Origin of the sequence: Enterococcus wangshanyuanii, from assembly GCF_002197645.1 — a bacterium.
Taxonomy (GTDB): domain Bacteria; phylum Bacillota; class Bacilli; order Lactobacillales; family Enterococcaceae; genus Enterococcus_L; species Enterococcus_L wangshanyuanii.
Genome location: NZ_CP021874.1, coordinates 457,390 through 482,260, shown reverse-complemented (window position 1 = coordinate 482,260; position 24,871 = coordinate 457,390). Strand labels below are relative to the sequence as shown.

At 36.8% G+C, this 24,871-nt stretch carries 21 protein-coding genes; 4 read left to right on the top strand and 17 right to left on the bottom strand.

The window, feature by feature from the left end:
* Positions 1-185: 185 nt before the first annotated feature.
* A complete protein-coding gene (gene lepA, locus CC204_RS02220; protein WP_088268614.1) occupies positions 186-2,021 on the bottom strand; it encodes a translation elongation factor 4 in 1,836 nt (611 codons plus the stop codon).
* Positions 2,022-2,192: 171 nt separating this feature from the next.
* Positions 2,193-2,810, bottom strand: coding sequence for a histidine phosphatase family protein (locus tag CC204_RS02215; protein ID WP_157894227.1), 618 nt, complete (start codon positions 2,808-2,810; stop codon positions 2,193-2,195).
* Between the two features lie 140 nt (positions 2,811-2,950).
* Between CC204_RS02215 and CC204_RS02210 the strand changes: the two genes are divergently transcribed.
* Genes CC204_RS02210 through CC204_RS02195 form a run of 4 tightly spaced genes read left to right on the top strand, consistent with a single transcriptional unit; the run spans position 2,951 to position 5,787 of the window.
* Positions 2,951-4,171, top strand: coding sequence for a GNAT family N-acetyltransferase (locus CC204_RS02210; protein WP_088268612.1), 1,221 nt, complete (start codon positions 2,951-2,953; stop codon positions 4,169-4,171).
* Between the two features lie 49 nt (positions 4,172-4,220).
* Entirely contained in the window at positions 4,221-4,700 is a 480-nt protein-coding gene (locus CC204_RS02205; protein ID WP_088268611.1) for a nucleoside 2-deoxyribosyltransferase, read from the top strand.
* A 29-nt stretch (positions 4,701-4,729) separates the two neighbouring features.
* On the top strand, positions 4,730-5,404 hold the full coding sequence (locus tag CC204_RS02200) for a DUF2238 domain-containing protein (protein ID WP_088268610.1): 675 nt from the start codon (positions 4,730-4,732) through the stop codon (positions 5,402-5,404).
* Positions 5,405-5,436: 32 nt separating this feature from the next.
* The gene (locus CC204_RS02195; protein ID WP_088268609.1) at positions 5,437-5,787 is read left to right on the top strand and encodes a hypothetical protein; all 351 of its coding nucleotides are present in this window, start codon (positions 5,437-5,439) and stop codon (positions 5,785-5,787) included.
* 68 nt (positions 5,788-5,855) lie between these two features.
* Here CC204_RS02195 and CC204_RS02190 read toward each other — a convergent pair whose 3' ends face one another.
* The 15 genes from CC204_RS02190 to CC204_RS02120 all read right to left on the bottom strand — a co-directional run bounded on the left by CC204_RS02190 (position 5,856) and on the right by CC204_RS02120 (position 24,857).
* A complete protein-coding gene (locus tag CC204_RS02190) occupies positions 5,856-6,260 on the bottom strand; it encodes an organic hydroperoxide resistance protein (protein WP_087639932.1) in 405 nt (134 codons plus the stop codon).
* Positions 6,261-6,446: 186 nt separating this feature from the next.
* Positions 6,447-6,893, bottom strand: coding sequence for a MarR family winged helix-turn-helix transcriptional regulator (locus tag CC204_RS02185; protein WP_088268608.1), 447 nt, complete (start codon positions 6,891-6,893; stop codon positions 6,447-6,449).
* Between the two features lies 1 nt (position 6,894).
* On the bottom strand, positions 6,895-7,821 hold the full coding sequence (locus CC204_RS02180) for a TMEM175 family protein (protein ID WP_227011252.1): 927 nt from the start codon (positions 7,819-7,821) through the stop codon (positions 6,895-6,897).
* A 227-nt stretch (positions 7,822-8,048) separates the two neighbouring features.
* Positions 8,049-10,652, bottom strand: a complete 2,604-nt coding sequence (clpB, locus tag CC204_RS02175) for an ATP-dependent chaperone ClpB (RefSeq protein ID WP_088268606.1) — start codon at positions 10,650-10,652, stop codon at positions 8,049-8,051.
* 367 nt (positions 10,653-11,019) lie between these two features.
* Positions 11,020-11,484, bottom strand: a complete 465-nt coding sequence (locus CC204_RS02170; protein ID WP_088268605.1) for a hypothetical protein — start codon at positions 11,482-11,484, stop codon at positions 11,020-11,022.
* Between the two features lie 33 nt (positions 11,485-11,517).
* Positions 11,518-12,372, bottom strand: coding sequence for a diguanylate cyclase (locus CC204_RS02165; RefSeq protein ID WP_088268604.1), 855 nt, complete (start codon positions 12,370-12,372; stop codon positions 11,518-11,520).
* Positions 12,359-14,434: a cellulose biosynthesis cyclic di-GMP-binding regulatory protein BcsB gene (locus CC204_RS02160; RefSeq protein ID WP_088268603.1), complete on the bottom strand. Its 2,076-nt coding sequence runs from the start codon at positions 14,432-14,434 to the stop codon at positions 12,359-12,361. The genes CC204_RS02165 and CC204_RS02160 overlap by 14 nt, the downstream gene beginning before the upstream one ends.
* Positions 14,435-14,447: 13 nt before the next feature.
* Positions 14,448-15,710 carry a glycosyltransferase family 2 protein gene (locus tag CC204_RS02155; protein WP_088268602.1) on the bottom strand — a complete coding sequence of 421 codons (1,263 nt, stop codon included), beginning with the start codon at positions 15,708-15,710 and terminating at the stop codon, positions 14,448-14,450.
* Positions 15,707-17,278, bottom strand: coding sequence for a hypothetical protein (locus CC204_RS02150; RefSeq protein ID WP_088268601.1), 1,572 nt, complete (start codon positions 17,276-17,278; stop codon positions 15,707-15,709). The genes CC204_RS02155 and CC204_RS02150 overlap by 4 nt, the downstream gene beginning before the upstream one ends.
* Entirely contained in the window at positions 17,262-18,776 is a 1,515-nt protein-coding gene (wsfD, locus tag CC204_RS02145; protein ID WP_227011217.1) for a glycan biosynthesis hexose transferase WsfD, read from the bottom strand. Before wsfD ends, CC204_RS02150 begins: the two co-directional genes overlap by 17 nt.
* A 14-nt stretch (positions 18,777-18,790) precedes the next feature.
* Positions 18,791-19,963 (bottom strand): hypothetical protein, encoded by a 1,173-nt coding sequence (locus tag CC204_RS02140; RefSeq protein ID WP_088268600.1) that lies wholly within the window; start codon positions 19,961-19,963, stop codon positions 18,791-18,793.
* Positions 19,964-20,164: 201 nt separating this feature from the next.
* A complete protein-coding gene (dnaI, locus tag CC204_RS02135; RefSeq protein WP_162288313.1) occupies positions 20,165-21,094 on the bottom strand; it encodes a primosomal protein DnaI in 930 nt (309 codons plus the stop codon).
* A 2-nt stretch (positions 21,095-21,096) separates the two neighbouring features.
* Entirely contained in the window at positions 21,097-22,497 is a 1,401-nt protein-coding gene (locus tag CC204_RS02130; protein ID WP_088268598.1) for a replication initiation and membrane attachment family protein, read from the bottom strand.
* A 12-nt stretch (positions 22,498-22,509) separates the two neighbouring features.
* Positions 22,510-22,995 (bottom strand): transcriptional regulator NrdR, encoded by a 486-nt coding sequence (gene nrdR, locus CC204_RS02125; protein WP_088268597.1) that lies wholly within the window; start codon positions 22,993-22,995, stop codon positions 22,510-22,512.
* 233 nt (positions 22,996-23,228) lie between these two features.
* On the bottom strand, positions 23,229-24,857 hold the full coding sequence (locus CC204_RS02120; protein WP_157894225.1) for a glycosyltransferase: 1,629 nt from the start codon (positions 24,855-24,857) through the stop codon (positions 23,229-23,231).
* Positions 24,858-24,871 lie beyond the last annotated feature (14 nt).

Here is a 24,871-nt window from a genome sequence, read left to right as displayed (position 1 = left end):
GATTAGTTCCTCCTATTTTTTATGATTTAAGCTCAAAAGAATGGATTCCATGTTTTTTTGGCCATCCCTAAAGGTTCAGCAACATGATCATCCTACATTTACAGATATTATACATCCGCAGATATACGATGTCTATAGATTTGTAAAAAAAAGATCACCTATTTAGGTGATCCATCTGTTGATTGCTACTTCTTCGGTTCGTCCTCGTCCATTTTCAGAACTGCCATGAAGGCTTCCTGAGGTACTTCCACTGAACCGATTTGTTTCATTCGTTTCTTCCCTTCTTTTTGTTTCTCTAATAATTTACGTTTACGAGAAACATCTCCGCCATAACATTTCGCTAAGACATTTTTACGCAATGCTTTGATATCTGATCTAGCCACGATTTTTTGCCCGATCGCTGCTTGGATCGGCACTTCAAATTGCTGTCTTGGAATCAGTTTTCTTAATTTTTCTACAATGGCTTTGCCCCGTTCGTAAGCAAAGTCTCTATGCACGATAAAGCTTAACGCATCGACTTTTTCGCTGTTTAATAAGATATCCATTTTCACAAGACGGCTCGTTCTATAGCCAGACATTTCATAATCTAGTGACGCATAGCCTTTGGTGCTTGATTTTAATTTATCAAAGAAATCAAAAACAATTTCCGATAAAGGTAATTCATACACTACATTTACACGATAATCATCTAAGTAATCCATGGTTACGAATTCTCCCCGTTTACGTTGAGACAATTCCATTACCGCACCAACATACTCATTCGGTACCATGATCTGCGCTTTAACAAAAGGTTCTTCTACAGAATCGATCGTTACGGGTTCAGGGAAATCAGCTGGATTATCCACAACGACTTGTGAGCCATCCGTTTTATTGACATGATAAATAACAGAAGGTGCTGTCGTGATAAGATCTAAATTAAATTCACGTTCCAAGCGCTCTTGAATGACGTCCATATGCAGCAGTCCTAAAAATCCGCAACGGAAACCAAACCCTAAGGCTTGAGATGTTTCCGGTTCGAATTGTAATGCAGCATCGTTCAATTGAAGTTTCTCCAAGGCTTCTCTTAAATCATTATATCTAGAATTATCAATTGGATATAAACCACAATAAACCATTGGATTCATTTTACGATATCCTGGCAATGCTTCTTGTGCTGGATTCTCTGCTAATGTAACAGTATCCCCTACTTGAGTATCTTGGACTGTTTTGATGCTGGCAGTGATGTAACCAACATCCCCTACCATCAAGAAGTCACGAGCAACCGCTTTTGGGGAAAAGACGCCGACTTCGGTTACGTCAAATGTTTTGCCATTATTCATCATTTGAATCTTATCCCCTGGTTTAACTACACCGTCCATGACTCTAACGTTCAATACAACGCCACGATAACTGTCATAAACAGAGTCGAAAATCAACGCTTTCAACGGTGCGTCTAAATCGCCAGCTGGTGCAGGTACATACTCCACGACCTGCTCTAAAATATCTTCAATACCGATCCCTGCTTTAGCACTAGCTAAAACAGCTTCACTAGCGTCAATTCCGATCACATCTTCGATCTCCGTACGCACACGTTCAGGGTCCGCCGCCGGCAAATCGATTTTATTGATCACAGGTAAAATCTCTAAGTCATTGTCCAAGGCTAAATAAACATTCGCTAATGTTTGAGCTTCGATTCCTTGGGCTGCATCAACAACCAAAACCGCACCTTCACAGGCAGCAAGACTACGAGATACTTCATACGTAAAATCCACATGTCCCGGAGTGTCAATTAAGTGAAAGATGTATGTTTCGCCGTCTTTTGCAGTATAAGTAAGCTCGACTGCATTCAGCTTGATCGTGATTCCCCGTTCTCTTTCAAGATCCATAGAATCCAACAATTGATCCTGCATCTCTCTTGATGTAACCGTATTTGTTTTTTCTAAAATACGGTCGGCAAGTGTCGACTTCCCGTGGTCAATATGGGCAATAATGGAAAAATTACGAATTTTTTCTTGTCTTTGTTTCATTTCATTTATATTCATTTATTGTCCTCATTTCTTTAATAAACAGCTAAATTAGTTTTGCTTTTTCAACGCTTTTAGCAATGACTCTTAGCTCCGATCATTTTCAATCAGCACTTACCATTATAGCAAGGTTTTGCTTAGAATTAAAGAACTTTCCCATGAATCAAAATGACTTATACCATAAACAATCTATTCCCATTCTTCAAAATGGTCTGTCACATATGTAGATTGTTGGTTTTCCAATAAAAAAAAGCCTCTTTGCGGCACTTCTAAACTTAAGAACTCTTCTTCTTTCAGCTTTGAGAAACAGCCTCGCAATACTCTTCCAAGAAGTCCATGGGCCATGATGATCACATGTTCTTCCTCAACTTTTTCTAGATCAGCTATCCATTCATTACAACGGGTCATTACATCAGAGAGACTTTCGCCATTTGGTGCTTTAAAGTACCAATTAAATGTATCTGACTCAATTTTTGGCTGTTGTGCTTGTATTTGATCTCTATTTTTACCATTCCACTCACCAACATCGACTTCTTTTAAACGTTCATCGGTTACTATATTTACTTCTTTGCGGTCCAATATTTGCTGTATCAGCTTTGAACTTTGAACAGCTCTACCCAATGGGCTTGATAGAAAAAGAATCTGCTGGTCTTGAACAGCTGCCAACTTTCGTTTAAGTAAAAAAGCATTGGCCTGAACTTGCTGTATACCAGCCTCCGTCAAAGGAGAATCTAAAATTCCCTGATAGATCCCTTTTTTATTAAACTCTGTTTCACCATGCCGTAATAAATAAAGCTTCTTTTTCATCAAACCATCTCCTCTCATCAAAGACTATCATACTTTTAAGGCAATTGATTGGCTCTTAATTCTTTTTTAATAAGCAAATACTCTGTATATTCCATTTTTTTTGATATACTGAGGATAGAAAATTAATTGGAGATGGAAAAATGGACCAAAAAGAGTTCAGAGAAAATTTAGAGTTAAAAGTTGTTGATGAAAAATACGTGGATCAGTTCAATGAGTTATTGAGCTATGTTTTCCAATTTACAGAAGCAGATTTAGAAGAAAGTGGTTATGAAAGTAAAAAGGAATTGATTAAATCCAAACAGCCAATTTTGGAACAATCAAAAGTTTTTGGCTGGTTTCACGAAGATAAATTGATTTCTCAAATCGCTATTTATCCCTGTGAAGTCAACATCCATGGTACCTTGTTCAAAATGGGCGGTGTCACTGGAGTCGGTACCTATCCTGAATATGCCAATCATGGATTGATGCAGGATCTGATTCATTTAGCCCTCAAAAATATGCGTCAGGATAAACAATGGATCTCCTACCTTTATCCATATAATATTCCCTACTATCGCAGAAAAGGCTGGGAAATCATGTCTGACAAACTATCATTCAAGATTCGCGATACACAATTGCCTAAACAAGTAAATGTTCCTGGAATGGTAGAGCGGGTCAATGTAGATCATGAGGATGTTTTTTCAGTTTATGCAAAATTTGCCCGTCAGAATCATGGTGCGTTGATTCGAAGTGAGTTCAATTGGGAAGAATACTGGCGCTTTGAGAATGAAGAAGAACGAACGGCCGCTGTATATTATGGTGCGAATCAGGAGCCTTTAGGCGTCTTATTTTATTGGGTTGCTGAAGAAGTGTTTCACATCAAAGAAATGTTTTATATCAATCAGGAAGCCCGAAACGGCTTATGGAACTTTATCTCCGCTCATTTTTCAATGATCTATTGGGCGACTGGCGATATTTATAAAAATGAACCACTTGCTTTTTTACTAGAGGATAGTCAAATCAAAGAGACGATCGAACCTTACTACATGGCGCGAATCGTTGATGTCAAAGAAATGCTTCAAGCTTATCCGTATTCAAGTACTGCCAAGCCGTTTCACTTCGTGGTCAGTGATCCAGTGGCTGAATGGAACAATGGTATTTTCAGTTTGATGTGGGATGAAGAAGATCAAGTCACTATTTCCGATGAACCTTTAGGACAGCCTGTAACGGTCGATATTCAAACGCTGACTTGTCTTTTGATGAATTATCGAAGACCAACCTATCTTCACAGAATCGAACGTCTGATCACTGATAAGGAAACCTTGCATTCATTAGAACGAATCATTCCCGATCAGGAAGCCTATTTTAGCGATTATTTTTGAGTACTTTTTTAACGAGTAGCTATAAACAATTATTGGAGGAACTTATAAGATGAAAATTTATTTTGCCGGCCCTATGTTTGCGAAAGCAGACTTACTTTATAATGACTATTTAGTCAAGAATATTCGTGCGCTAGATGATAAAATCAAGGTCTATCTGCCACAAGAAAATGGTGCAATCAACGATAAGACGGCTTATGCTGACAGCAAAATGATCGCTCTCGCTGATACCGAACGAGTCCTTGAAAGCGACTTGCTGGTTGCTGTTTTAGATGGTGCTGTCATCGATCCTGGGGTCGCTTCTGAAATTGGTGTAGCCTATGCCAAAAATATTCCGATGGTTGGATTATATACAGATACACGTCAACAAGGGGCAGATAATCAAAAAAAATTAGATGCTCTAAATGACACCGCTGAAAATCAATTTCACTACTTGAATCTCTATACCGTTGGTTTATTAAAATTAAATGGAACGGTAGCAACAGACGAACAGACATTTTTATCTTTGATCGAAGAACATCTAAAAAAATAGAGCATCGTATAAATCAGGAGGTTTTTTTTATGAAAATAGAATTTGAAGATCAACAAGAGAAACGGGCGTTCTATTTTTTACTCGCTTTTGGCTTTATTACTTTATTAGTGAATATCGTCAAAAGTTTTATCGTTCAGCCTAAAGAACAATACCTATTATTAACTGTTGAAATGATTGCAGGAATCGCAGTTATTTTTGTTCCTTTCATTTTTACAAAATTCACTGGTTTGATTTTTCCAAAAATGGTTCGACTTTACTATTGGTTTTTTCTTTGGATCGCTGTGTTTCTCGGTACAGGGTTACGATTGATCATCATTGTACCCTTTTGGGATAAAATTCTGCATGCAGTCAGTCCCATCTTACTGGTAGCTGTTGGCTATGCAATCATCGGTTATTGCTTGAGAGAGGCTGACTTTTCCAAAATCAGTCCCTGGCTCTTTATTATAATGGGCTTTGCTTTTGCTGGTTTGTGTGGTGTTTTTTGGGAATTTTGGGAGTTTTTGTGCGATTCGATTGGAAATATGAACTTACAGCGGTACATGACTGAGGCTGGACAACCATATGTCGGGCGTGCAGCTTTGATGGATACGATGGGCGACTTACTGACAAATACAGTTGGTGCACTGCTCTTAACTTTTTATAGTTTTATCAAACGCAATGATCCTGATTATTTTAAAGCGTATGCGTTTAGAAAAGCAAAATAATGGCTTCACAGTAAAAAAAGGGAGATAGTATCATGGCATCGATTTACAAGAAAACAGGAATGCTTTCGAGTGAAAAAGTGGGGTCTTATGACTCTGGTAGTATTTATAAAAAGACAGGGGTATTATCTAGTGAAAAAATTGGTTCATTCAGTAATGGAAAGATTTATCGAAAAACTGGTTTCATGACTAGTGATACCATCGGCTCGTATGGGAATGGAAAAATCTACCGAAAAACTGGTACATTTTCTAGCGAAACAGTTGGTTCATACGGGAATGGAAAGATCTATAAAAAAACAGGATTCCTATCAAGTGACACGATCGGCTCATACAACGGAGAAGATGACGGTGCTGCCGCTGCTGCATTACTACTATTAAATCTATAGAAAAAAGAACGAAAGAGTGACGAGAATATGCTCACTCTTTCGTTCTTTTCATTTAATGTTCAAATTACTTATTCCACTTCTAACTCTACAGAAATATTTCCTTTTGTTGCTTTTGAATATGGGCAGACTTGATGTGCTGTATTGACTAATTCAACAGCTGTCGCATGATCCACGTCATCAATTTTGACAGATAAAACAACACCAACTTGGAAGCCCGTTTCCTCATCACTGAATAAAGAAACTGTTGCTTTCACAGTACTTTTAGAATGGATATTCTTTTGTCCCATCACAAGTTCTAAAGCGCTATTGAAACAAGAGCTGTACGCAGCAGCAAATAGTTGCTCAGGATTGGTTTTATTTTCTTTATGGGGACCGGGTGAAGTTACTTCGTAGCTGAATGATTTGTCAGGCGAATATACTTCACCTTCTCTTCCACCAGTATTGATGATTGTTGTTGAATAAATTTTTTTCATACTCTTTTCCTCCAATTTATGAAATTTTTATTTACCTATCATACAATTATATTGTACACAATATTTTTGAGAAAGTACATTACTTTGCTTCAAAAAATTCACTCTATTTTCAATAGAATTCCTTCTGTTTTCACCCTGTATTTGTTAAAAGGGACTGGCGCACAAAAGCCCCAGTCCCTTTTTTAGTCATATTCTATGATCGATCTGGGCAATTTGTCCACTTAGATCATTGATTTGTTTGATCAAAGAAAAATAATCATTTTCTTTAAAGTCTAGCTGTGTCAAACAGCTTTCTACTTTTTCGTAAATTTCCTGTTCCAATTCGACTGCCTTTTCAGAAAGAGAAATAATCACGATCCGTTCATCTTTAGCTAAACGATTACGATGAATATATCCGCTTGCTTCCATTCTTTTCAGCATCGGTGTCAACGTTCCTGTATCTAGTGCCAGTTTTTCTCCTAGGTCAGTGATCCGTTGATCAGAATGCTCCCATAAAACAAGTAAAACTAAATACTGCGAATAGGTCAAATGAAATGGTTTGAGTGCTTTTGCATACATTCGATTAAATTGCTTATTTACTGTTTGTAAGGAAAAACATAGCTGCTCTTCCAATCGTCTGCTCTTTTTTTCCATATCATCCCTCTTTTGACTCTCGTGGTCTTTGGTGTTTGTCTGAGATCATTTTTGCATAATCGTCAATTTGTTTTCTTTGATTTTCTAGTTTTTCTTTTTTCTGATTTAAATACTGCCTTTGTGACGGATCCTCTGTTTTAGCAAGTTCTTTATCGATTGTCGCAATTTTACGATCGACTTCTGACTGCCACTGATGGTTGAATTGTCGCCACCATTCAGGATCTTTTTGCGCACCTTGGGCATTATTCATAGACGAACGTATTAAAGCGGCATATTTTTGAAAGCCGTTGTCCCAAGGCTGATTTTGTGACTGAAAATAATACTGCCTTTGTTCGTCATTCATTTGATCGACATAAATATCTTCCTCATGTGTGATGATATTTTGTAAAAAGCCAAAAATTGGTAAACCAAGATATACAACAAGTCCTAGTTTAGGATAAAAATAAGCTAACACTAAAAGAAAAATTCTAAAAACAAAAGTTCCTCGATGTTTAAATCTGATTTTGCGTTGAACTCCATCTTTCACTTTCTTTTCCTCATTGATCTGTTGCTCCAACGAGTTAAGTAAGATTTGTAAAAAGATAGTAACGATAAAAGTCAACAGTCCATACATGAGGACAATCTCTCTATTTGTATCTTCAATCAACAATCTAGTAAACGCTGGTACAAGAGAAAGAAAGAACATCAAAATCATATAGACCACAAAATCTTTATTTTTGATTTTATTAACAAGATTAAAAACTTGTGCCGTTTGATACCAAAAATTCCCAACGAAACAGAAACTAATAAAATAGATGCCCACAGAAGGAAATAATAGCTCAAATTCAATATTACCCGCTTGATTTAATTTGATTGGCAAGTCCAAGACCATGATCGTAATAATAATTGCTATGATTGCATCGCCAAGCATAACGACACGCTCTTTCATTTTTTCCAAAACGCTCACTCCACTCCTCTACTCTTAATTATTTTATAGTAAAAATGATTTTTCGCAATCATTTTGTATTCAAAGGTTTAAAAGCTTTATTTTAGCTATAAAAAATGCAGGAAAAAGTAGTATGTTCCTTTCTCCCGCATTCTAAATTTGATTAACAAACATATTAGTTAAAATGGTCACTGTGCAAACATTCTTTTTACAACTTCAAATCATTAGACTTACTCTTCAAATACTTCATTTTCAAAGACTAATTGATTGTTCAATAGACTGATCGTTACTTTTGTTTTTGGTAATACTCTGCCAGAAACGATTTCTTTGGCTAGTGGCGTTTCCAGTTCCTTTGTAATGAATCGTTTCAAAGGACGAGCACCATATGCCGGATCATAACCACTTTCAGCGATCCAGGTTTTCGCTTCATCAGAAATGACCAATTCAATTTCTTGATGCTCCAATCGTTTAGAAAGCTGTTCTGTCATTTTTTCAATGATTCCTTTGACATTATCCAAACTTAGAGGAGTGAATAAAATCGTATCATCGATTCTATTTAAGAATTCAGGTTTAAAGTTTCCACGTAAAATCGTCATCACCTGTTCTTCTACCTCTTCAGGAATCGTTCCTTCGGGTGTAACACCTTCAAGAAGTAATTGAGAACCAATATTGCTGGTCATGATCAAGACTGTATTTTTAAAATCAACAACACGGCCTTTAGAATCTGTCAAACGCCCATCATCTAAGACTTGAAGCAAAATGTTGAATACGTCAGGATGAGCTTTTTCGATCTCATCTAATAAAACGATCGTGTATGGATTACGGCGAACGGCTTCGGTTAATTGCCCGCCTTCTTCATAACCAACATAACCTGGAGGTGCTCCAACTAAACGAGACACGCTATGTTTTTCCATATACTCACTCATATCGATCCGCACCATATGATCTTCGGAATCAAATAAATCTTCTGCTAAGGCTTTAGCAAGTTCTGTTTTCCCTACGCCGGTTGGTCCTAAAAATAAGAAGGAACCTAATGGCCGATTTGGATCTTGCAAGCCTGCTCTTGAACGGATCACCGCATCACTGACTGCATCAACTGCTTCATCTTGTCCAATAACACGTTTATGCAGTGTTTCGTTCAATTTCATTAATTTTTCTCGTTCACCCTCAACTAACTTCGTTACAGGGATGCCTGTCAAACGGCCAACAACCAAAGCAATTTCGTTTTCTGTCACTGCTTCTTGAACCATTTTGACGTTATCTTTTGCATTTTTTGCTTCTAAATTTTTTAATTCTTCTTCTAACTGTGGAATCGTTCCATGGCGCAGCACTGCAGCACGTTCAAGATCATAATTGTTTTCAGCATCTTCTAATTCATGTTTGGCTTTATCGATTTCAGCACGCTTGTTGCTGACCGCATTGACCTCTTCTTTTTCTGTTTCCCACTGCATTTTCATGGCATTTGCTTCTTCACGCAAATCAGCGAGTTCTTCCTGTAGAGCACTTAGGCGTTTCTTACTTGCATCATCGGATTCTTTTTTCAATGCAGCTTCTTCAATTTCTAACTGCATCAAACGACGAGTGACCTGATCTAGTTCAGTCGGCATCGAATTCATTTCCACACGAATCGTTGCACTTGCTTCGTCGACTAAATCGATTGCTTTATCTGGTAAAAAGCGGTCCGTGATATAACGGTCTGATAAAGTAGCAGCTGCGACTAAGGCATTATCATGAATATTCACACTGTGATGGATCTCAAAACGTTCTTTTAATCCACGTAAAATACTGATCGTATCTTCTACCGTTGGTTCTTTTACCAATACTTTTTGGAAACGTCGTTCTAATGCTTTGTCTTTTTCCATATATTGGCGGTACTCGTCTAATGTGGTTGCCCCGATCAAGTGCAATTCTCCACGAGCTAGCATTGGCTTCAATAGATTTCCTGCATCCATGCTTCCCTCTGTTTTACCAGCACCAACAATATTGTGGATTTCATCAATGAACAAGATGATTCGTCCATCACTTTTCTTCACTTCTTTTAAGACAGCTTTCAAGCGCTCTTCAAATTCTCCACGGAATTTTGCGCCCGCGATCAATGCGCCCATATCCAAAGAAAAGATCGTCTTATCTTTCAAGTTTTCAGGCACATCTTTACGAACGATCCGTTGAGCTAAACCTTCAATGATCGCTGTTTTACCAACACCTGGCTCACCGATCAATACCGGATTATTTTTTGTTTTTCGAGATAAAATTCGAATAACATCGCGGATTTCTTCGTCTCGTCCAATAATTGGATCTTGTTTGCCGCTTTTCACTTGTTGGACTAAATCCACACCATATTTTTCCAATGCTTTGTATTGCTCTTCTTGATTTTTAGAAGTCACACGATCGCCCCCTCTAATGTCTTCAATGTTTTTACGTAATTCTTTTTCTGAAATACCTTGGTTTATTAAATATTTTGTCAACCGATAATTTTTAAGTTTCATCAACGCTAATACTACGATTTCAGTCGCCAAATATTCATCTTGAAAAGATTCTCTTAATTTATCTGCTTCGTTCAATAGGTTAAACAAATTTTGACTCATGCTTTGACCATACTGAATATTCCCACCTTGAACGCTTGGATACTCGTCTAATGCCTTATCTACCTCTCGCTCAAAAGCTTCGACATCAACCCCTGCATCCGTATAAAAATTACGACCAAAATGATTCGGTTGTAAAAAAATCTTCCATAAATGAGCAATATCGATTTCCTGATGACGACGAGTAACTGCAACTTGCTGCGCTTCAGCGATCGCCTCTTGTAACGTAGTAGTCATTTTTTCGATGTTCATAGAATTCCCTCCTAAATTTAAAAGCTGATCAGGCTCGTTTAACTCTGACAGACAACTAAACTACTGATCTATTTGATCTTCAACTTTTAAAAAGATTGTTTGTTTAAATAATCTATATAAATAGTACCGTTTCTTGATTAAAAAAGCAGTACATCTTTTGGACTATTTATAAGGCCAAAATCACTGATCAATTTTGACCTTATAAATCAATTATACTCATTTAGTCAGTAAAGGTCAAACAAAAACAATGGATAAATAATCAATTTCTCTCTTCTTTTATGATAACTCAATCACTGATTTTAGCAACAGTTATGCAGGCAAACAAAAAGATCACGCACAAACCTTGTGCCTGATCTTTTAAACTTATTTAAATTTTTTCAACTTTAACCACTGCATTTCCTGCGATTTGCGGTGGAATCGACATCGTCATTACAGGTAGCCCTTTTAGTGTAAACTTAACACTATCGCCAGCTTTTAATTGGTCTTCTGTAAGCCCTTCTGCCAATTGTTCTTCCGTGACATTCAAGATAACACCATCATTTTTCATTGTACCGATGATTTCTTCTGGATCCTCAACTGCCTTTACTTCATTTAAGAAAAGACGAATCGACTGGTCAACAGTCTCATTCTGTACGGCATCTTCCACTAAAACTGCCGTAAAAATTGATTCCTGATCCTCTTTCGCATCAGAGCTTGTATTGGTTGTTTGATTTTTTTGACTGCTCATTGTCGTGTCTTCACTTCCTGATTCGGCTGTCTTCTTATTACCACTACACGCGGCTAAAGAGATTGCTGCAAAAATCGTTACTAAAGTGATTGCGAGTTTTTTCATATAATTCCCTCCAATCTATACCCTTTATTATAACTAGACATCATATTGAAGTCCATTCAGAGCTTCAGAAAGAAAATCTGATGCCTTTGTCATTTCTTCAGGTTCATATTTCGCCTGAGAAACAAGCAAGTCGATCGTCAAGTTATTCAAGTTGGTTGATTTTTCCAGTTCTTCTAAGAAACGCTCCTTCAAAAGTTCACGAAAGACACGTACAGACTCACTCGTTGAAAATGCATAAGAACTCCAGGTTGGCGTTACTTGATTGACCATATATAAACTGCTGCTTTGATCGGAGCTTTCTTGAAAGACGCGCGTGATCATCTTCAGCAACTCTTTGGTCTGTTCTTCTGTCATCAATTTCTTGAGGCTGTCCCAATAGCGAATACGCACTACTACCGTATATAAATCTGTCTGAAAACGTTGAGACAGATTGACAAACATTGAAAAATCACTTTCATACAACGTTAACGTTCTCAAATGTGTGTCAGCATCCAGTGCATTGTATTGTACATTATTCTTTTTTAATCGCCCATTCTCTTTTTCTAATAAACGTACTTGATAGGTAATCAGAAAAATACTCAAGCAATATAACGGGGGAATGATCAGCCAAAATAGCGAAGCATAAGTAAATTGCTTCATAAATACATACTGATAGGAAACATAACCTAACTGAACAAAAACAAAAATCAATGTGAAAATCAATCCCGAAACAATTCCTGTAAAATAAGTAATGATCACCAAAATCAACGTAATCAACAAACTGATCAAGTCAATGAAAAAGCCGTTATTTCCTATACTGACAAAAATGACAGTGATGGAGACCAAGCTGATAAAAAACAAAAGGGATAAATCCATGATCGTACTTGTATAGCGTTTATTCAGTTTCATCAACGTTTCCCCCTTTAGTGCTTTTTTTCAAAATAAAGAATGCGGACAACCCTACAATTATGACTACAAGTAGGAAAATCACGAAATAAATACCTAGCTTTTGATTGTTAATGATTCTTTGACCCAAGTTTTCTTGTTGTGATTGACTGACTTCTTTTTTAAAGCGGTAGTCATAGCGTTTGTAATTATTATCGACAACAAGTGCATCGCCTTTATATGTCGAGGTGTTTTTTTCAGTGGCAATTTGGGTCGAAGCTAGAAAAACACTCTCAGGAGTCGTTCCTGTCAAAATCAACATGGCCGCTTTGCTTTCAAAAGGTGAAAAGAGTAGCTGTGCGGTTCCAATACTTTTCCCATAATCTTCTTCAATACTTAGTTTCTCGTTCGAAATGAATGTAGAGAATGACTTATCATAAGCGAAAAATAAGTCATTGTTCAACGATTTGATCAACGCATTGTCATTTGGTGTTCCTAAAACAATTAAGTTGTGTGAAGATAACACTGATTCTTTTGGTTTTGTTTTATAATAGGTGATCTCTCCAACATTACTTTGAGCGTAATTCCCAATCAAATTAAATACATTAGTCAACGTTTTGAAATAATCTTTATTAAGCTTTTCAGGAAGCACCACACCTAAATCAGCAAACGAGTGACTTTTGACAAACATATTAGGATAGTTTGTAAAAAGCATCGTATCAAGCTCCTGCGTTTTAATAAAGGCATTAGAGGTATTCTCTATATAAGCCCACGGGGTTTGATTGCTTCTGATATTTTCCGGATTTTCAACGACTAAATCAAAACTAACTTTTAAGACGAAGCTATCAGCGATCCCTAAATTATTCGGAAATTCGACTAAAAATTCATCTCCATTAGCTTTAGCTGCACTTAAACGCTGACTTCCGATCGGACGATCATTGACCGAGACTGTGACTAATGAATTGTCAAAGTCTAAATTATCTGCATATTTAAAATTCAAATGAACCGAACTGCCATTTGCATTATTTTGATCGGCGGGTAAATTGACGAAGTAAACTTGTTCTTGATGATTCACACCGCTCAATTTATCACCACTGGATGTCAATGGATACGTACCGTCAAATTCTAGAGATGACGTAAATGTCAATGTATCTTTCGTGATTCTTTTTTCCGTTTTTTCTGTTTGTGTCATCAATTCTTCATTGCCAATATAACGACCCACTCTGATCAATAGTGCTTCATCTTTTGACGTTGCCACTAAAATATGCTTACCATCAGATTCAAAACGTTTCAAAACAGCTTCGTTTTCTAAATTTTTATCATCGATCTGACCACGATATTCTTCAGGAATCTTGTCATAAAGTCCGACGATCAGCTGATAAGGTTGCTCGTGCTGTCCTTTTAAGGAATCCAACTGCAATAGTTCATTTTTTGTTGTGATGATTCTAGAAACCCCTGCTAGAGCATAAGTTGCTGCAGATAATTCTTTTTCAGTAGCGTCTTCTGGAATCAAGATCACACTTTGTGCATTAGCAATTGTGTCTGCTCCAATAAAGTGGTTATAAAATGAATGAATACTTGCTTCCGGCAATATAAGATCATATTGAAAATTGACGTTTGATCCTTCATAAATCGTCAGCCAGTTCGCTGGTGTTTCAATCAACGTATATGAATCTTCAACTGGATGATTGATGATTTGCCCTTCAACCGTCAAAGTATTCGTTCCTTGAACTAAATCGAGTGGAATCGTAATTTCTTGCTCTTGGATCTCTGTTGTATTTTTAGGCCTAAAAGAGAAAAACTTTACGCCATTGACTGCAACGGTCAAATCAGATTCTTGAGAATTCTCAAGCTGAGTAATTTGAAATTTTAAGTTCAATGTTGCTTTTTTTACATCCCAATAATCGATTTTTGTGAAATACATCGTTGCTTTTACAGAAGTTCCTGTAAGTGATGTTGTCGGATTTTGAAAGTGTTGTGTAAATGTATGGTTCTCTTGCTCTGAAGTTTCTGCGAATACTGTCCGACTCCCTAGTACGAACACTAGACTTAAAAAACTGATAAGAATGGTAAACATCTTTTTCATAATTAAACTCTCCTTATTTAAATCGTTCCGTCTTATACCATTTTGTTTGTGTCTGTTTATGAAATACTGATTCCTTAATATACATGAACATACCGTATGCAGCGACAACTAGCCACATTTGGCTATAAGTGATATACATTAACGCAATCACTAAGACATTTTGCAGCTTCATTTCTCCTTTTTCTGTGGAAATACTGACATAGGTGCTAAAAATAAAGAGTAATACCGCTAACAACCATAACGAATTACTGAACCCTTCTAAAGTCGTACTCAAATACCCCGAAACTGACAGGACAAGCATGATATCCGACAAAACTAAAGAAGTCATTAAAAGAAAGTAAATCGATAAGAAGTAGAAGATATCAAAACGAATTCGTTTTGCACTTGGATGAAAAATCAATTTCGCATTTTTAACAATGACATAAATATTCCCTTTGACCCAGCGTGTTCTTTGACGGAACCAGACAGAAAGTGTTTGCGGTTCCTGCTCCCACGTAACTGCTTTAGGCTGAAATTTAATCTTATACCCCATCATATAAATTCGAAAGCTGATCTCTGTATCCTCTGCCAAAGCTTTATCATCCCATCCCCCGATCGCTTCAATGATCGAACGTCGAACAACAAAATTCGTACCGGGAATCGTGCATAGTTTGAACAGTTCAAATCTTCCAGCTTGAGCCATCCATTGAAACGCCAATGTCTCAATATTGATAAATCGTGTTAGGAGATTGGTATCTTTATTGCGCGTTCTAAACTTACCGATGACAGCGCCATATTCATTACCATCCATCAGCTCAGCGACCAGATAAGTCAGCGCATTCGCTTCAGGGGTATTATCAGCATCATAAATCGCTATAACCTCACCCTTTGCTTCTTTAAAGCCGATATTTAAGGCATTCGACTTTCCTTTCCCTCCTGTGACTGCATCTGTATTGATCACTTTCAGATTTCGCGTAGGAAATTCTCTACCTAGGGCATCAAGTAATTCAGCACTGTTATCACTTGAGTTATCATTAATGACAATGACTTCATAACGATCAGCTGGATAACTAAAATTCAATAATGCCTCGACTGTGCGGACGATCACAATTCCTTCATTATGCGCCGGCACCATTATTGAGACAAAAGGAATCTTCCCGCTTTTAAGCTTGGGAGGTTCCAGATGATCTGTTTTTAAATAGTAAATATATCCGAAAATAACTAGTACAATATTTACAAGCAACAATGACCAAATAATGATCGTTGCCGCAAGCATGATTCCATCTGCTATTGTCATTTGCTCCCCCTCTTTTTCTGAATATATTTTGATCGATAGTTTCTTCGTCCGAAAACAAACAATACACTTAGAACAACGAGAGTCGATAATACAAACACGATCAACACAACGTTTGTCACATTAAAGAACCGAGCAAATTGTCCTCTAAAAACCGTTTCATTTACCTCAGTATTGGGTATGTTTTTTAAGGAGTTGACTAACTTTCCGTTTAAATACCTGCGACTATTAAGAAACTCGATATGTTGAGTCTGCGTTTGAATGTCAAACTGAAACCTATGTTGACCTACTTTATAAAACTGTAATGGAGAGTCAGAGATGTCTTGGATAATATTTTTTATTTCTCTTTTGGAATCTGGAAACGAAAAACTCATAGTAACTGGCATTGGAAAATGATAATCAGCTGTTACACCCTCTTTTTCCCACGATATTCCAGCAAGATAATCAAAAGGCAAATCATAAAATGCCGTATTAAATAAATCTGAGTTGTTCGTCCGACCTCGGTAGTATTGATCTTCAATTGCCGGGTTCTCACGCAAAATGATCGTCTTACTGATTTTCAATCCATCCGCTTGATACTGTGCATCCTGATTCCAATAACCATAAGCTGAGAAGCCAACAGGAAATACACTCCGATCGATCAGAAGACTGATCTGCTGCTCTAAAAGCTGCGCTAAAACATGATTATCATTCAAATTGACATTATTTACGACGGGCATCTCTAAAAAAACGATTCCAGATCCCGACTCAAACGAGCGCAGTACATCCGTAAATACATAATAGGGTCTTGTCGTATTGTTTCGATTGACACTTGTGGTTGAAATAATATAAGGTACACTGATTTTCGATAAAGCTTTTTGAAAATCAGAAGCAACCCCCATATCTTTCATTGGATTTAAACCATCTATCGTTAAAATAGGGTTATACGACTGCCCTATTCCTAGCCAAGAACTTATCAGCTCTGCACTCTTTAAAAAAACTGCTCCTTTTTTATCAAAAAAAGGCAAGAATCCATGACCATTTTCCAGCACACCAAACGGAATTGCTTGATGGTCAATTTCTTGGGCTCTTAATCGACCAATTCCCTCACCAGCCGTCTCTTCCAAAACAGTCGTCTTTTCTCTATAATTCAAGATTTGAGAATAGCGGTCACGCTCATCTTCCAGTGTAAATTGGCGATGGCTTAAATCCCGCCATTTTCCCGTAAAAAGCTGCTGCTCATCTGGTACGACTTTTGATCCAATATGCAGCTTCTTACCAGAAAATTGACTTCTATCCTGGATAAACTTCTCATTCAGTTCTTTATCAGACCAGTTGATCATCGTAATGATCCCATCAAATTTTTGATTGAACATCATTCCACTTAAATATTTATCTTCTTCAATCGTTTGGACACTCGCTCCAAAGCTTGTTAAAAGACGCTGAATAGAATCTACATCGTTTTGTTTATTCTCAGCAATATTAAGACTGTCATAGACAAATAAAATATGCTGTTCATCTGCGGCAAACATCTTTTGAGGGATTAAAAACAGGCTACATAAAATAAAGAATAGACTAAATTTGAGTCTCATATTCTAGTCCCTCCTTTTGCACGGGTTCATCATTCCAAATTCGTTTACCTACTATGTCCGACCAAAGCAATAATGAAATCAAATCAAAATAGAGAGAAACGAGGAACAATAGCCGAATCAAATCTGAATCACCTTTGATTATTATGGACGATAGGAAAATAAAAATCATATTCACTAAAAATCCTGTGATCAAAAAGAAACGTACGATCATGCCTGCTTTTCCTTCCTTAACTCCATTATAAAATCCGACACCATATAAGCCGATCAATGCAACACTAAAAAGGATATAAAACCCAAACGATTTGGGATAAGCGGCTGCCTTGATTCGATTATACAAAGTAAAGAAGCGGGTTTGTTGTGCTGGTTCTCCTCCAGCAGCTTCTTCATAATTACCAAGTTCTGATGGCTTAACAAAATATACATCTTGTACGGCTATATCAAGCAGCTTATTGAACTCATCTGGATGGTAAATGTAATTGATGACTACCCAGATTGTCCCAGCTTTTCCAATAAAATTTTCTTTTACTTGATCTGATTTGGGTGATACAGGACTGTATTCATCAAAATAGGTCGTCCCTTTTTCCAATCCATATTGGCGATTGATGCCGCCTTCCCGCATCCGCGAATCAGGATCAGCTGTTTCAAGCATGACCCCTCTAGTTAAGCTGTGGTATAAATCTATCTCGCGCGTTGAGTATGGTAAAAAAATAGTTCCCATGATTAGAAAGCCAACAAATGTTGCTAAAACAGCGCCTAAAGCTAAGCGTGTTCCTTTACTTTTAGTAAAAGCGAAAAGTCCGAGTCCCATAACCAACAGTCCAAAAATCAGAGAAAACTGTCGTTTGGTTACACCTAACAAGATGATTGTATTGATAAACAAAAGTAGCCAAATCAATCCTCTTTTACCAAAACCCTTTGTACGATATAAATAAATGACTGCTGCAAAAATGTAAAGTGAGGCTATAAGTGATGTTGCTTCAGAATAAAACGAGTTGAAATAAATTGTATATGACGTATCGCCTAAAAGAAAAATCACAAAAAGAGAAACTAAATAGCTCCTCCCTTTCGATAAACCAGCGCTTAGCCCTTTTGCCAATAAATAGATCCCAGGTAAATAACACAGCAAATAAACAGCACCTAAAAATCGAATATCGAATTGATGAGCGCTGTAAAAAAGTTTATTCAGCCAAATGGCCAGTGTAATAAACAGTTGTTGAGAAGAAATGAAAATACTGGATGATTGATTGTAGTATTGCATAATTGAAAACTCTTTTTGAAAATAACTTAAATAAGAATGATCCTTGATATTTTGAATGTAAAGACCACTACCGTTTAAAATACGGTAATAATTGCCATTATCTGCCAGACCATTGACTGGCGGAATAAATAATAAAATACTTGTGATAATACCTATTACTAGTACAGCTAGTAATGGCGGGGAGATATAATTAGAAACAATAGTAAAATAGTGTTGGAGCCTGCGCATAAAATTCTTCACGCTTTTCACCTCAATCATAGATCATATGCTATAAGAGCCATTAGATTATTATAAGAAAACACTTCTTTTGTACGGCTATCACCAAATCCTCCGTAGAACATACTATTCGGATCAGTGATTTGAAAATTATTCAAAATCAAAATCGAAGAATCATATAGTTCTTGATCATGGATGATTGCTCCAATCACTGCTGCTAAAGCATACGCGGCAGCTGATTGATTTTTATCCACTGGAACACCTGTTAAATCATAGGAGTTGAACAAGGTCCCTTTACTGACCTGATCCTTAATAAAATCAATACTCTCCTGCTTTTGAAGACCAGCCTCTCCTAAATGCAGAATCGTAAGTAAAGATTCAATAACATTGATGGTTCCTGTATTTTCATACTTATTCGTTTTATGGTTGAATCTGGTTTGATAAAATGGAAAAGCATCAGATAAATAGCCATTTTCGATCAAAGAATAATGATATTGTAAATAATCAGCAGATACATCATACTTTTTATAAAGATAACCCATTGTTTTTAAATCAATATAAAAAAGAGAGGTACTATCAGATTGTTTCTTTTGATCAACATCATAAAAATCAATTAATATATTGTGATCCATTGATGTTTCCATAAAATTTTTAGCTACGCTATCGATTTCCTTTGTATAGTCTTTTGAACCAAACCGAGCGCTAGCACCAATCAAAGCGCGAATGATTCTTAAATCATCAACCGAAGCATTTACAGGAAATTTCTTGCCATTTTCATCTACACGATAGCTAAATTGGACTCTATCATAAAAAAGCTTCTTTGTTTCTTTATAATAAGTATCAAAACGCCCTTCAGTATCTGTCATTTCGAGGTTTCTTAAATATAAACCAGATGATTCACTCAGCATTTCATGCCCCGTTGCAACTTCCGTTGAATCCGTATTCTCCAGAAAGTTTGTTGTAATTCCGCCATTTGGAAGCATCATCTTTGTATCGATAAAGAACTTGAGATTATTTCTTCGTTCCTTTGTTTCTGATGATTGTTTTATTATTTTATGTCTAAATGTCTGCTCATCGGTTGTCATAAGTTTCATGATTTCCGGCTCCACCTTTTTTACATGGATTTCCTTTGTTGTTTGCCTGAAAAAAAGAAAATAGGCAGCCACGCCCAAAATTAGTATTCCCCCAAACAAGACTACTTTCTTTTTCATAATTCACCTCAGCCGTTTGTTTTTATGTCTTTAGTGTACACATTTCTCTGTAATAAAGCGAGTAATCCGCTATCTAACACTCTTTCAACAGAAAAATAGAGCGAAATCAAACTAATCTATAAGTTGATTTCGCTCTATTAATTTAACTAATCGCTGAGATAAAAAAACTCATTCCAATAGGAGATTTTATTCCCGCATTACTTATCCATTTCTTCGGTCATTTCCAGACATAGTGATTTCCTTCGCTAGGTAACGAACCCGTTCCATAATTCGGCGTGCTTTTAATGGTTCTTGTTCTCCGCGTTGTGTAACTGTTAAATGCTTTTCAAGATCTTTTAGATTTAGGTTTGACGAAAAGAAAGTAACTAATTGCTCTTGCATTCGATACTGTAAGATAACACTTAATACATCATCTCTTATCCATGACGTCATAGATTCTGCTCCCAGATCATCAATCATCAATACAGGAGATTTCTTGACAGCATCCAATTTTTCGCCGACTAAATCTTTCGCAATAGCCTGTTTCATCTCTACAGTAAAGGTAGGAAAATGAACGATCGTTGTTACAAATCCTCTTTCCGCCAAACTATTTGCAATTGCGCCTAAGAGAAAAGATTTTCCTACACCAAAGGTCCCTTGTAAATATAAACCTTTATGAAATTCTTTAGGAGATTGTGAGTACTCCTTAATGAATTTCATCGCTCCAGCAAAAGCCTCTTCCCGTCCATCAGAACTTAAGTCAAATGATTTTAAGCGAGCTTCACGGACATCTTTTGGCATATCCATCGCCTTCACACGTTTTCTGATCTCTTCTTCTTGCTGCTTCGCAATCAGAGCTTCTGTTGGAATATACGTGACATCGATATAATGGAAGTTCAAAGCTAATTTTGGCTCGTATCCAGGGGCAATCATCGTGGGATCATTTAACTGATACTTTCTTTTCTCCTGAACAAACTCATACAATTTTGAATAGCTCTTTCGGATATCATCATCTGTCAAGCGGTCGCGATGTTCTTCAATAAATCTTTGGACATCTTCATCTTTCAAAACGACATCCACCAACTCGTTATAGCGCTCACTCATATCTCTATTGCGAATGATCTTTGACATTTCTTTGCCTACATCTTCCATTATTAATCACCTTCTTCTTTTAATAGTTCTCGAAGCTCTCTTTCGAGTTCAGCTTGTCTTTCAGGAGATAATTTCTTTTCCTCAACTGGATTATCCACCCAGTCAGGTAGTGTTTCCTGACGAATCACTCGATTATTTTGTGAATAATGAGGCTTGTTTTGTTGCGTTTTACTTTTTTGAGCAATTTCACGAACATGCTCGATCGCCTTTTCTGGCGAAACGATTCCGCTTTGAGCCCATTCATTGGCAATTCGATTCACATAATCAGCTTTTAGCGTTGGCTGTTTTTGAATATTGTACACATAATTGATCAAAATATTGATCACACTATTTGGCAGTCCAGACTTTGAAACTAAATATTTTACTAACGAACGTTCTTGTGGTGTTGTATATCCGCCTTTGCTATTTTTTAAGGCTTCCAAGTAATTCAGCGGGAAGTTATTTTCACTGTCCATGATCATTTGAATATCCATTTCTGTAAAACCAGACATTTTCAATGAATTATATCGATAAGTTTGCTGATCCGTATCAGAAAGATTCACCTGCTCATTTTGAATGACTTCACTTTTTCTTTGTTGTTTATCCGGATCGTAGGTTCTATATACTGCTCGCTCAAAATCTTTAGTGTCTATCTTCCCAGTGTAATAGTCAAATGATTTTGAACAAAAATCGACCATATCCAATTCTGTGATACCAAACAAATTATGAAAAATGAATACTTCTTCCTTAAATCCATCACTATTATCTGGTAATTTTATACCTAAACGCTCGATTCCCTGAATAAAATAGGACCAGTCGAACGACTCATTCACAGCACTAATTTTTTTAGCCGGACGAGGATCATTAAATGAGGCTTCAATCTGCTGCAATTGCTCATTTTGAGCAGCAACCTGTTCTGCTTTAAATAAATAGACATCCTTAAAGCTTGCTGAAACTTCTTCATAACCAGCTAATGAGAAATAGTTTGGCTTAAAACGATCGAATAATTTATCTAGCTTTCTTTGACCGACTGTATTTAAGAGTGTCAATGTCAACACTTCATCCTTGAAAAAACGCTCTACGGTCTCCGGATGGTTCAACCGATAGAAAAAAATAGTGCCTAACTCCGCATCGCTTTTGACAAATGTATCTAATAGTCCGATTCCCTCTAACTTTTTTCTAGCGTTTAAAATTTGTTTGATACTCTTATCCATCATCGTGATCAGTTCTGCATGAAACAGTGATTCACTAGTACTGTTAGTCCCTACTTCAGACAAAAATGTCGTATACAAACTAAACGCATCTGAACCAATGATCGGCTGGTACAACAGTGCCAGTACTTCCCGCTCCTGATCCGACAATGGCGAACTTATACCAACTTGAAAAATGCTTTTTGGCTGGACTTCTTTCCAATTACTTTTCAAGGAAAGACCTCCTTATTTATTGGTTGTATCATCATTTGATGACTTAGCTTTGTCAACGATTCCTTGTAATTCTTTCAAAAAGACACTCATGTCCTTAAATTGACGATAGACACTTGCAAAGCGAATATAAGCAATCTCATCTAGATCTACTAAGTCTTCCATCACATATTCACCAACTAATGTTGTCGAAACTTCATTTTCACCTAAACTACGTACTCGATTCTCAACATTATCAACGATCTGTTCCATTTGTTCCATTGCAACAGGGCGTTTTTCAGCTGAACGAATCAACCCACGCAAAATCTTTTCTCTATTAAATTCTTCTCGATCACCATTTTTTTTGATGACTAGTAATGGCGCCGCTTCGATTCGTTCAAACGTTGTAAAACGGTAATTACAATTTTCGCATTCTCTGCGACGACGAATCGCACGTCCATCATCCGCTTGGCGGCTATCAATGACACGAGAATTATTATGATGACATCTTGGACAACGCATAATATTCACCTCATCTATCTCTATTATTATCTATTATTTCGTTTAATCGTTATTTACTACCAGTATTATAACATGAAATGGCTGAGAAACCAGACATTAACTATCTATCTCTATTAATTTTTTCTTATAGTATGAGTTTTATTTAATAACAATGATATCTCTTGAAATAAAATAACAAACCATGCTAAGAAACTCTCCCTTAGATGGTTTGTTACGTTTGTGTGATTCACAAGTTATAATTCTATTTTATTTCTCGTTCCCCAGCCAGTATTTTTATGCGTGATATAGCCCCAAACACGCACAGGTGACAGGACAAAGACCATCCATAAAACTGTAAAAGGAAACGCACAAAACACGATCCACTTGTCTCTCTTTGCCAGATCATTTCTTGGGATCGAAATATAAGACAAAGAATAAACCGCACTAAATGCTAATGGGGCTAAAAGTAAAATGGGGATGTCTGTCATCACAAAAATCAGCCAATAAAATAATTGTAATTTGATCACTAGCATCGAAGCAAACATTGCCCAGCCAAAAGCTTGCCTGAAAAATACAAAACTATTGATCGGGAAAAGTGACAAACGCCAAAAGCCTCTAATAAAACTTCCTCTGCTCCAGCGAAGATGCTGTCTTACATGATGACTGATTTTATTCGGTAATTCTGTATAAGACACTGCCGTTGACTGGGCAACTGTTCTTCCTAATAAAAGAGCGGCCATGGTCAAAAAACTATCATCCGAAAACTCCACTCTTGCACGTCCGAACTGTTCATTTTCATATCCAAGTGTTTCCGCTAATTTCAGCACTTCCGCACGATAAAAAGCAATTGGTCCGCTATTAACTGCTACACTGCCAAACATCGAATTCATCGATCGTTCTATCAATACCATATGGCCAACTACCAACAAATCTGTGATGATCGTTAGAATATTATCTGTAATATTTCGTGTGACAATGACTCCAGCAACAGAATAAACTTGTTCATCATCAAACGGAATGATCCCCTGCTCGATCGCATGCTTTTCAAAAACGGTATCACTATCAACTGTCAAAATAAGCTCATTATGATAATCTGTGATGTTTAAAGAACGATAAGCCAATAACTGAGCAGCCCTTTTCCCACTATTTTCCTGAGCCAAAAATTGAAAACGAATCCCTTTTTCAGCAAAAATCTGCTGATATTTAGTAGAAAGTTCAGTATAATCAACTAATTGACTGCCATCATCCACAGCCACAAACGAAACTGGTTTTACTGTCTGATTTAAAATAGAGCGGAAAGCATTTTCTATATTTTCAACAGGTTCATTATAGATCGGCATCAAAATATGAACATTTCTTTTTCTAATGCCATCACTAGTATACGGCGTGTATAGCGTACTCAAAACAAGGGTCGCAAGCGCCATCCCTCCACTCATCGTAAAGAATGGTGCAATACCACTCAAAGAATGACGGGAATCTCCTCTTAGTCGGTAACCAAACCAGATAGCTCCCAAAATAATTGTTGCAACTATTGTGATAAATAACATAGTATTACTTTTTTTAAATAAAGTTTGTTCGTTGCTATTTTTTCGTTTACTTGCCCAATACCCCATTTTATAGCGTCTGATTTTCGGAGTGATTCCAGAATGCTTGAGTAGTGCTTTTTTCGAATGATTAAAGGTAAAATGAATGATCAAAACGAATAGAACTACAAGAAAAAATGCCGTTATCGGTAGTTTTCCAGATAAAACAAATTGTTCGATCGTCTGATTTTTGAAATGGGTGAGCTCATAAAAAACAATGTAAACAATAGAAAAAATAGGGATCAAAAATAACAGAACTTTCCCCATCACTTCAAGCAAGAAAAAAATACTTCTTTTCATTAAAACATCCTTTC

Bases quoted from the DNA above. Each gene is read 5' to 3' on its own strand.
- lepA (WP_088268614.1), bottom strand. From the start codon at position 2,021: ATGAATATAAATGAAATGAAACAAAGACAAGAAAAAATTCGTAATTTT.
- CC204_RS02215 (WP_157894227.1), bottom strand. From the start codon at position 2,810: ATGAAAAAGAAGCTTTATTTATTACGGCATGGTGAAACAGAGTTTAAT.
- CC204_RS02210 (WP_088268612.1), top strand. From the start codon at position 2,951: ATGGACCAAAAAGAGTTCAGAGAAAATTTAGAGTTAAAAGTTGTTGAT.
- CC204_RS02205 (WP_088268611.1), top strand. From the start codon at position 4,221: ATGAAAATTTATTTTGCCGGCCCTATGTTTGCGAAAGCAGACTTACTT.
- CC204_RS02200 (WP_088268610.1), top strand. From the start codon at position 4,730: ATGAAAATAGAATTTGAAGATCAACAAGAGAAACGGGCGTTCTATTTT.
- CC204_RS02195 (WP_088268609.1), top strand. From the start codon at position 5,437: ATGGCATCGATTTACAAGAAAACAGGAATGCTTTCGAGTGAAAAAGTG.
- CC204_RS02190 (WP_087639932.1), bottom strand. From the start codon at position 6,260: ATGAAAAAAATTTATTCAACAACAATCATCAATACTGGTGGAAGAGAA.
- CC204_RS02185 (WP_088268608.1), bottom strand. From the start codon at position 6,893: ATGGAAAAAAAGAGCAGACGATTGGAAGAGCAGCTATGTTTTTCCTTA.
- CC204_RS02180 (WP_227011252.1), bottom strand. From the start codon at position 7,821: ATGAAAGAGCGTGTCGTTATGCTTGGCGATGCAATCATAGCAATTATT.
- clpB (WP_088268606.1), bottom strand. From the start codon at position 10,652: ATGAACATCGAAAAAATGACTACTACGTTACAAGAGGCGATCGCTGAA.
- CC204_RS02170 (WP_088268605.1), bottom strand. From the start codon at position 11,484: ATGAAAAAACTCGCAATCACTTTAGTAACGATTTTTGCAGCAATCTCT.
- CC204_RS02165 (WP_088268604.1), bottom strand. From the start codon at position 12,372: ATGAAACTGAATAAACGCTATACAAGTACGATCATGGATTTATCCCTT.
- CC204_RS02160 (WP_088268603.1), bottom strand. From the start codon at position 14,434: ATGAAAAAGATGTTTACCATTCTTATCAGTTTTTTAAGTCTAGTGTTC.
- CC204_RS02155 (WP_088268602.1), bottom strand. From the start codon at position 15,710: ATGACAATAGCAGATGGAATCATGCTTGCGGCAACGATCATTATTTGG.
- CC204_RS02150 (WP_088268601.1), bottom strand. From the start codon at position 17,278: ATGAGACTCAAATTTAGTCTATTCTTTATTTTATGTAGCCTGTTTTTA.
- CC204_RS02140 (WP_088268600.1), bottom strand. From the start codon at position 19,963: ATGAAAAAGAAAGTAGTCTTGTTTGGGGGAATACTAATTTTGGGCGTG.
- dnaI (WP_162288313.1), bottom strand. From the start codon at position 21,094: ATGGAAGATGTAGGCAAAGAAATGTCAAAGATCATTCGCAATAGAGAT.
- nrdR (WP_088268597.1), bottom strand. From the start codon at position 22,995: ATGCGTTGTCCAAGATGTCATCATAATAATTCTCGTGTCATTGATAGC.
- CC204_RS02120 (WP_157894225.1), bottom strand. From the start codon at position 24,857: ATGAAAAGAAGTATTTTTTTCTTGCTTGAAGTGATGGGGAAAGTTCTG.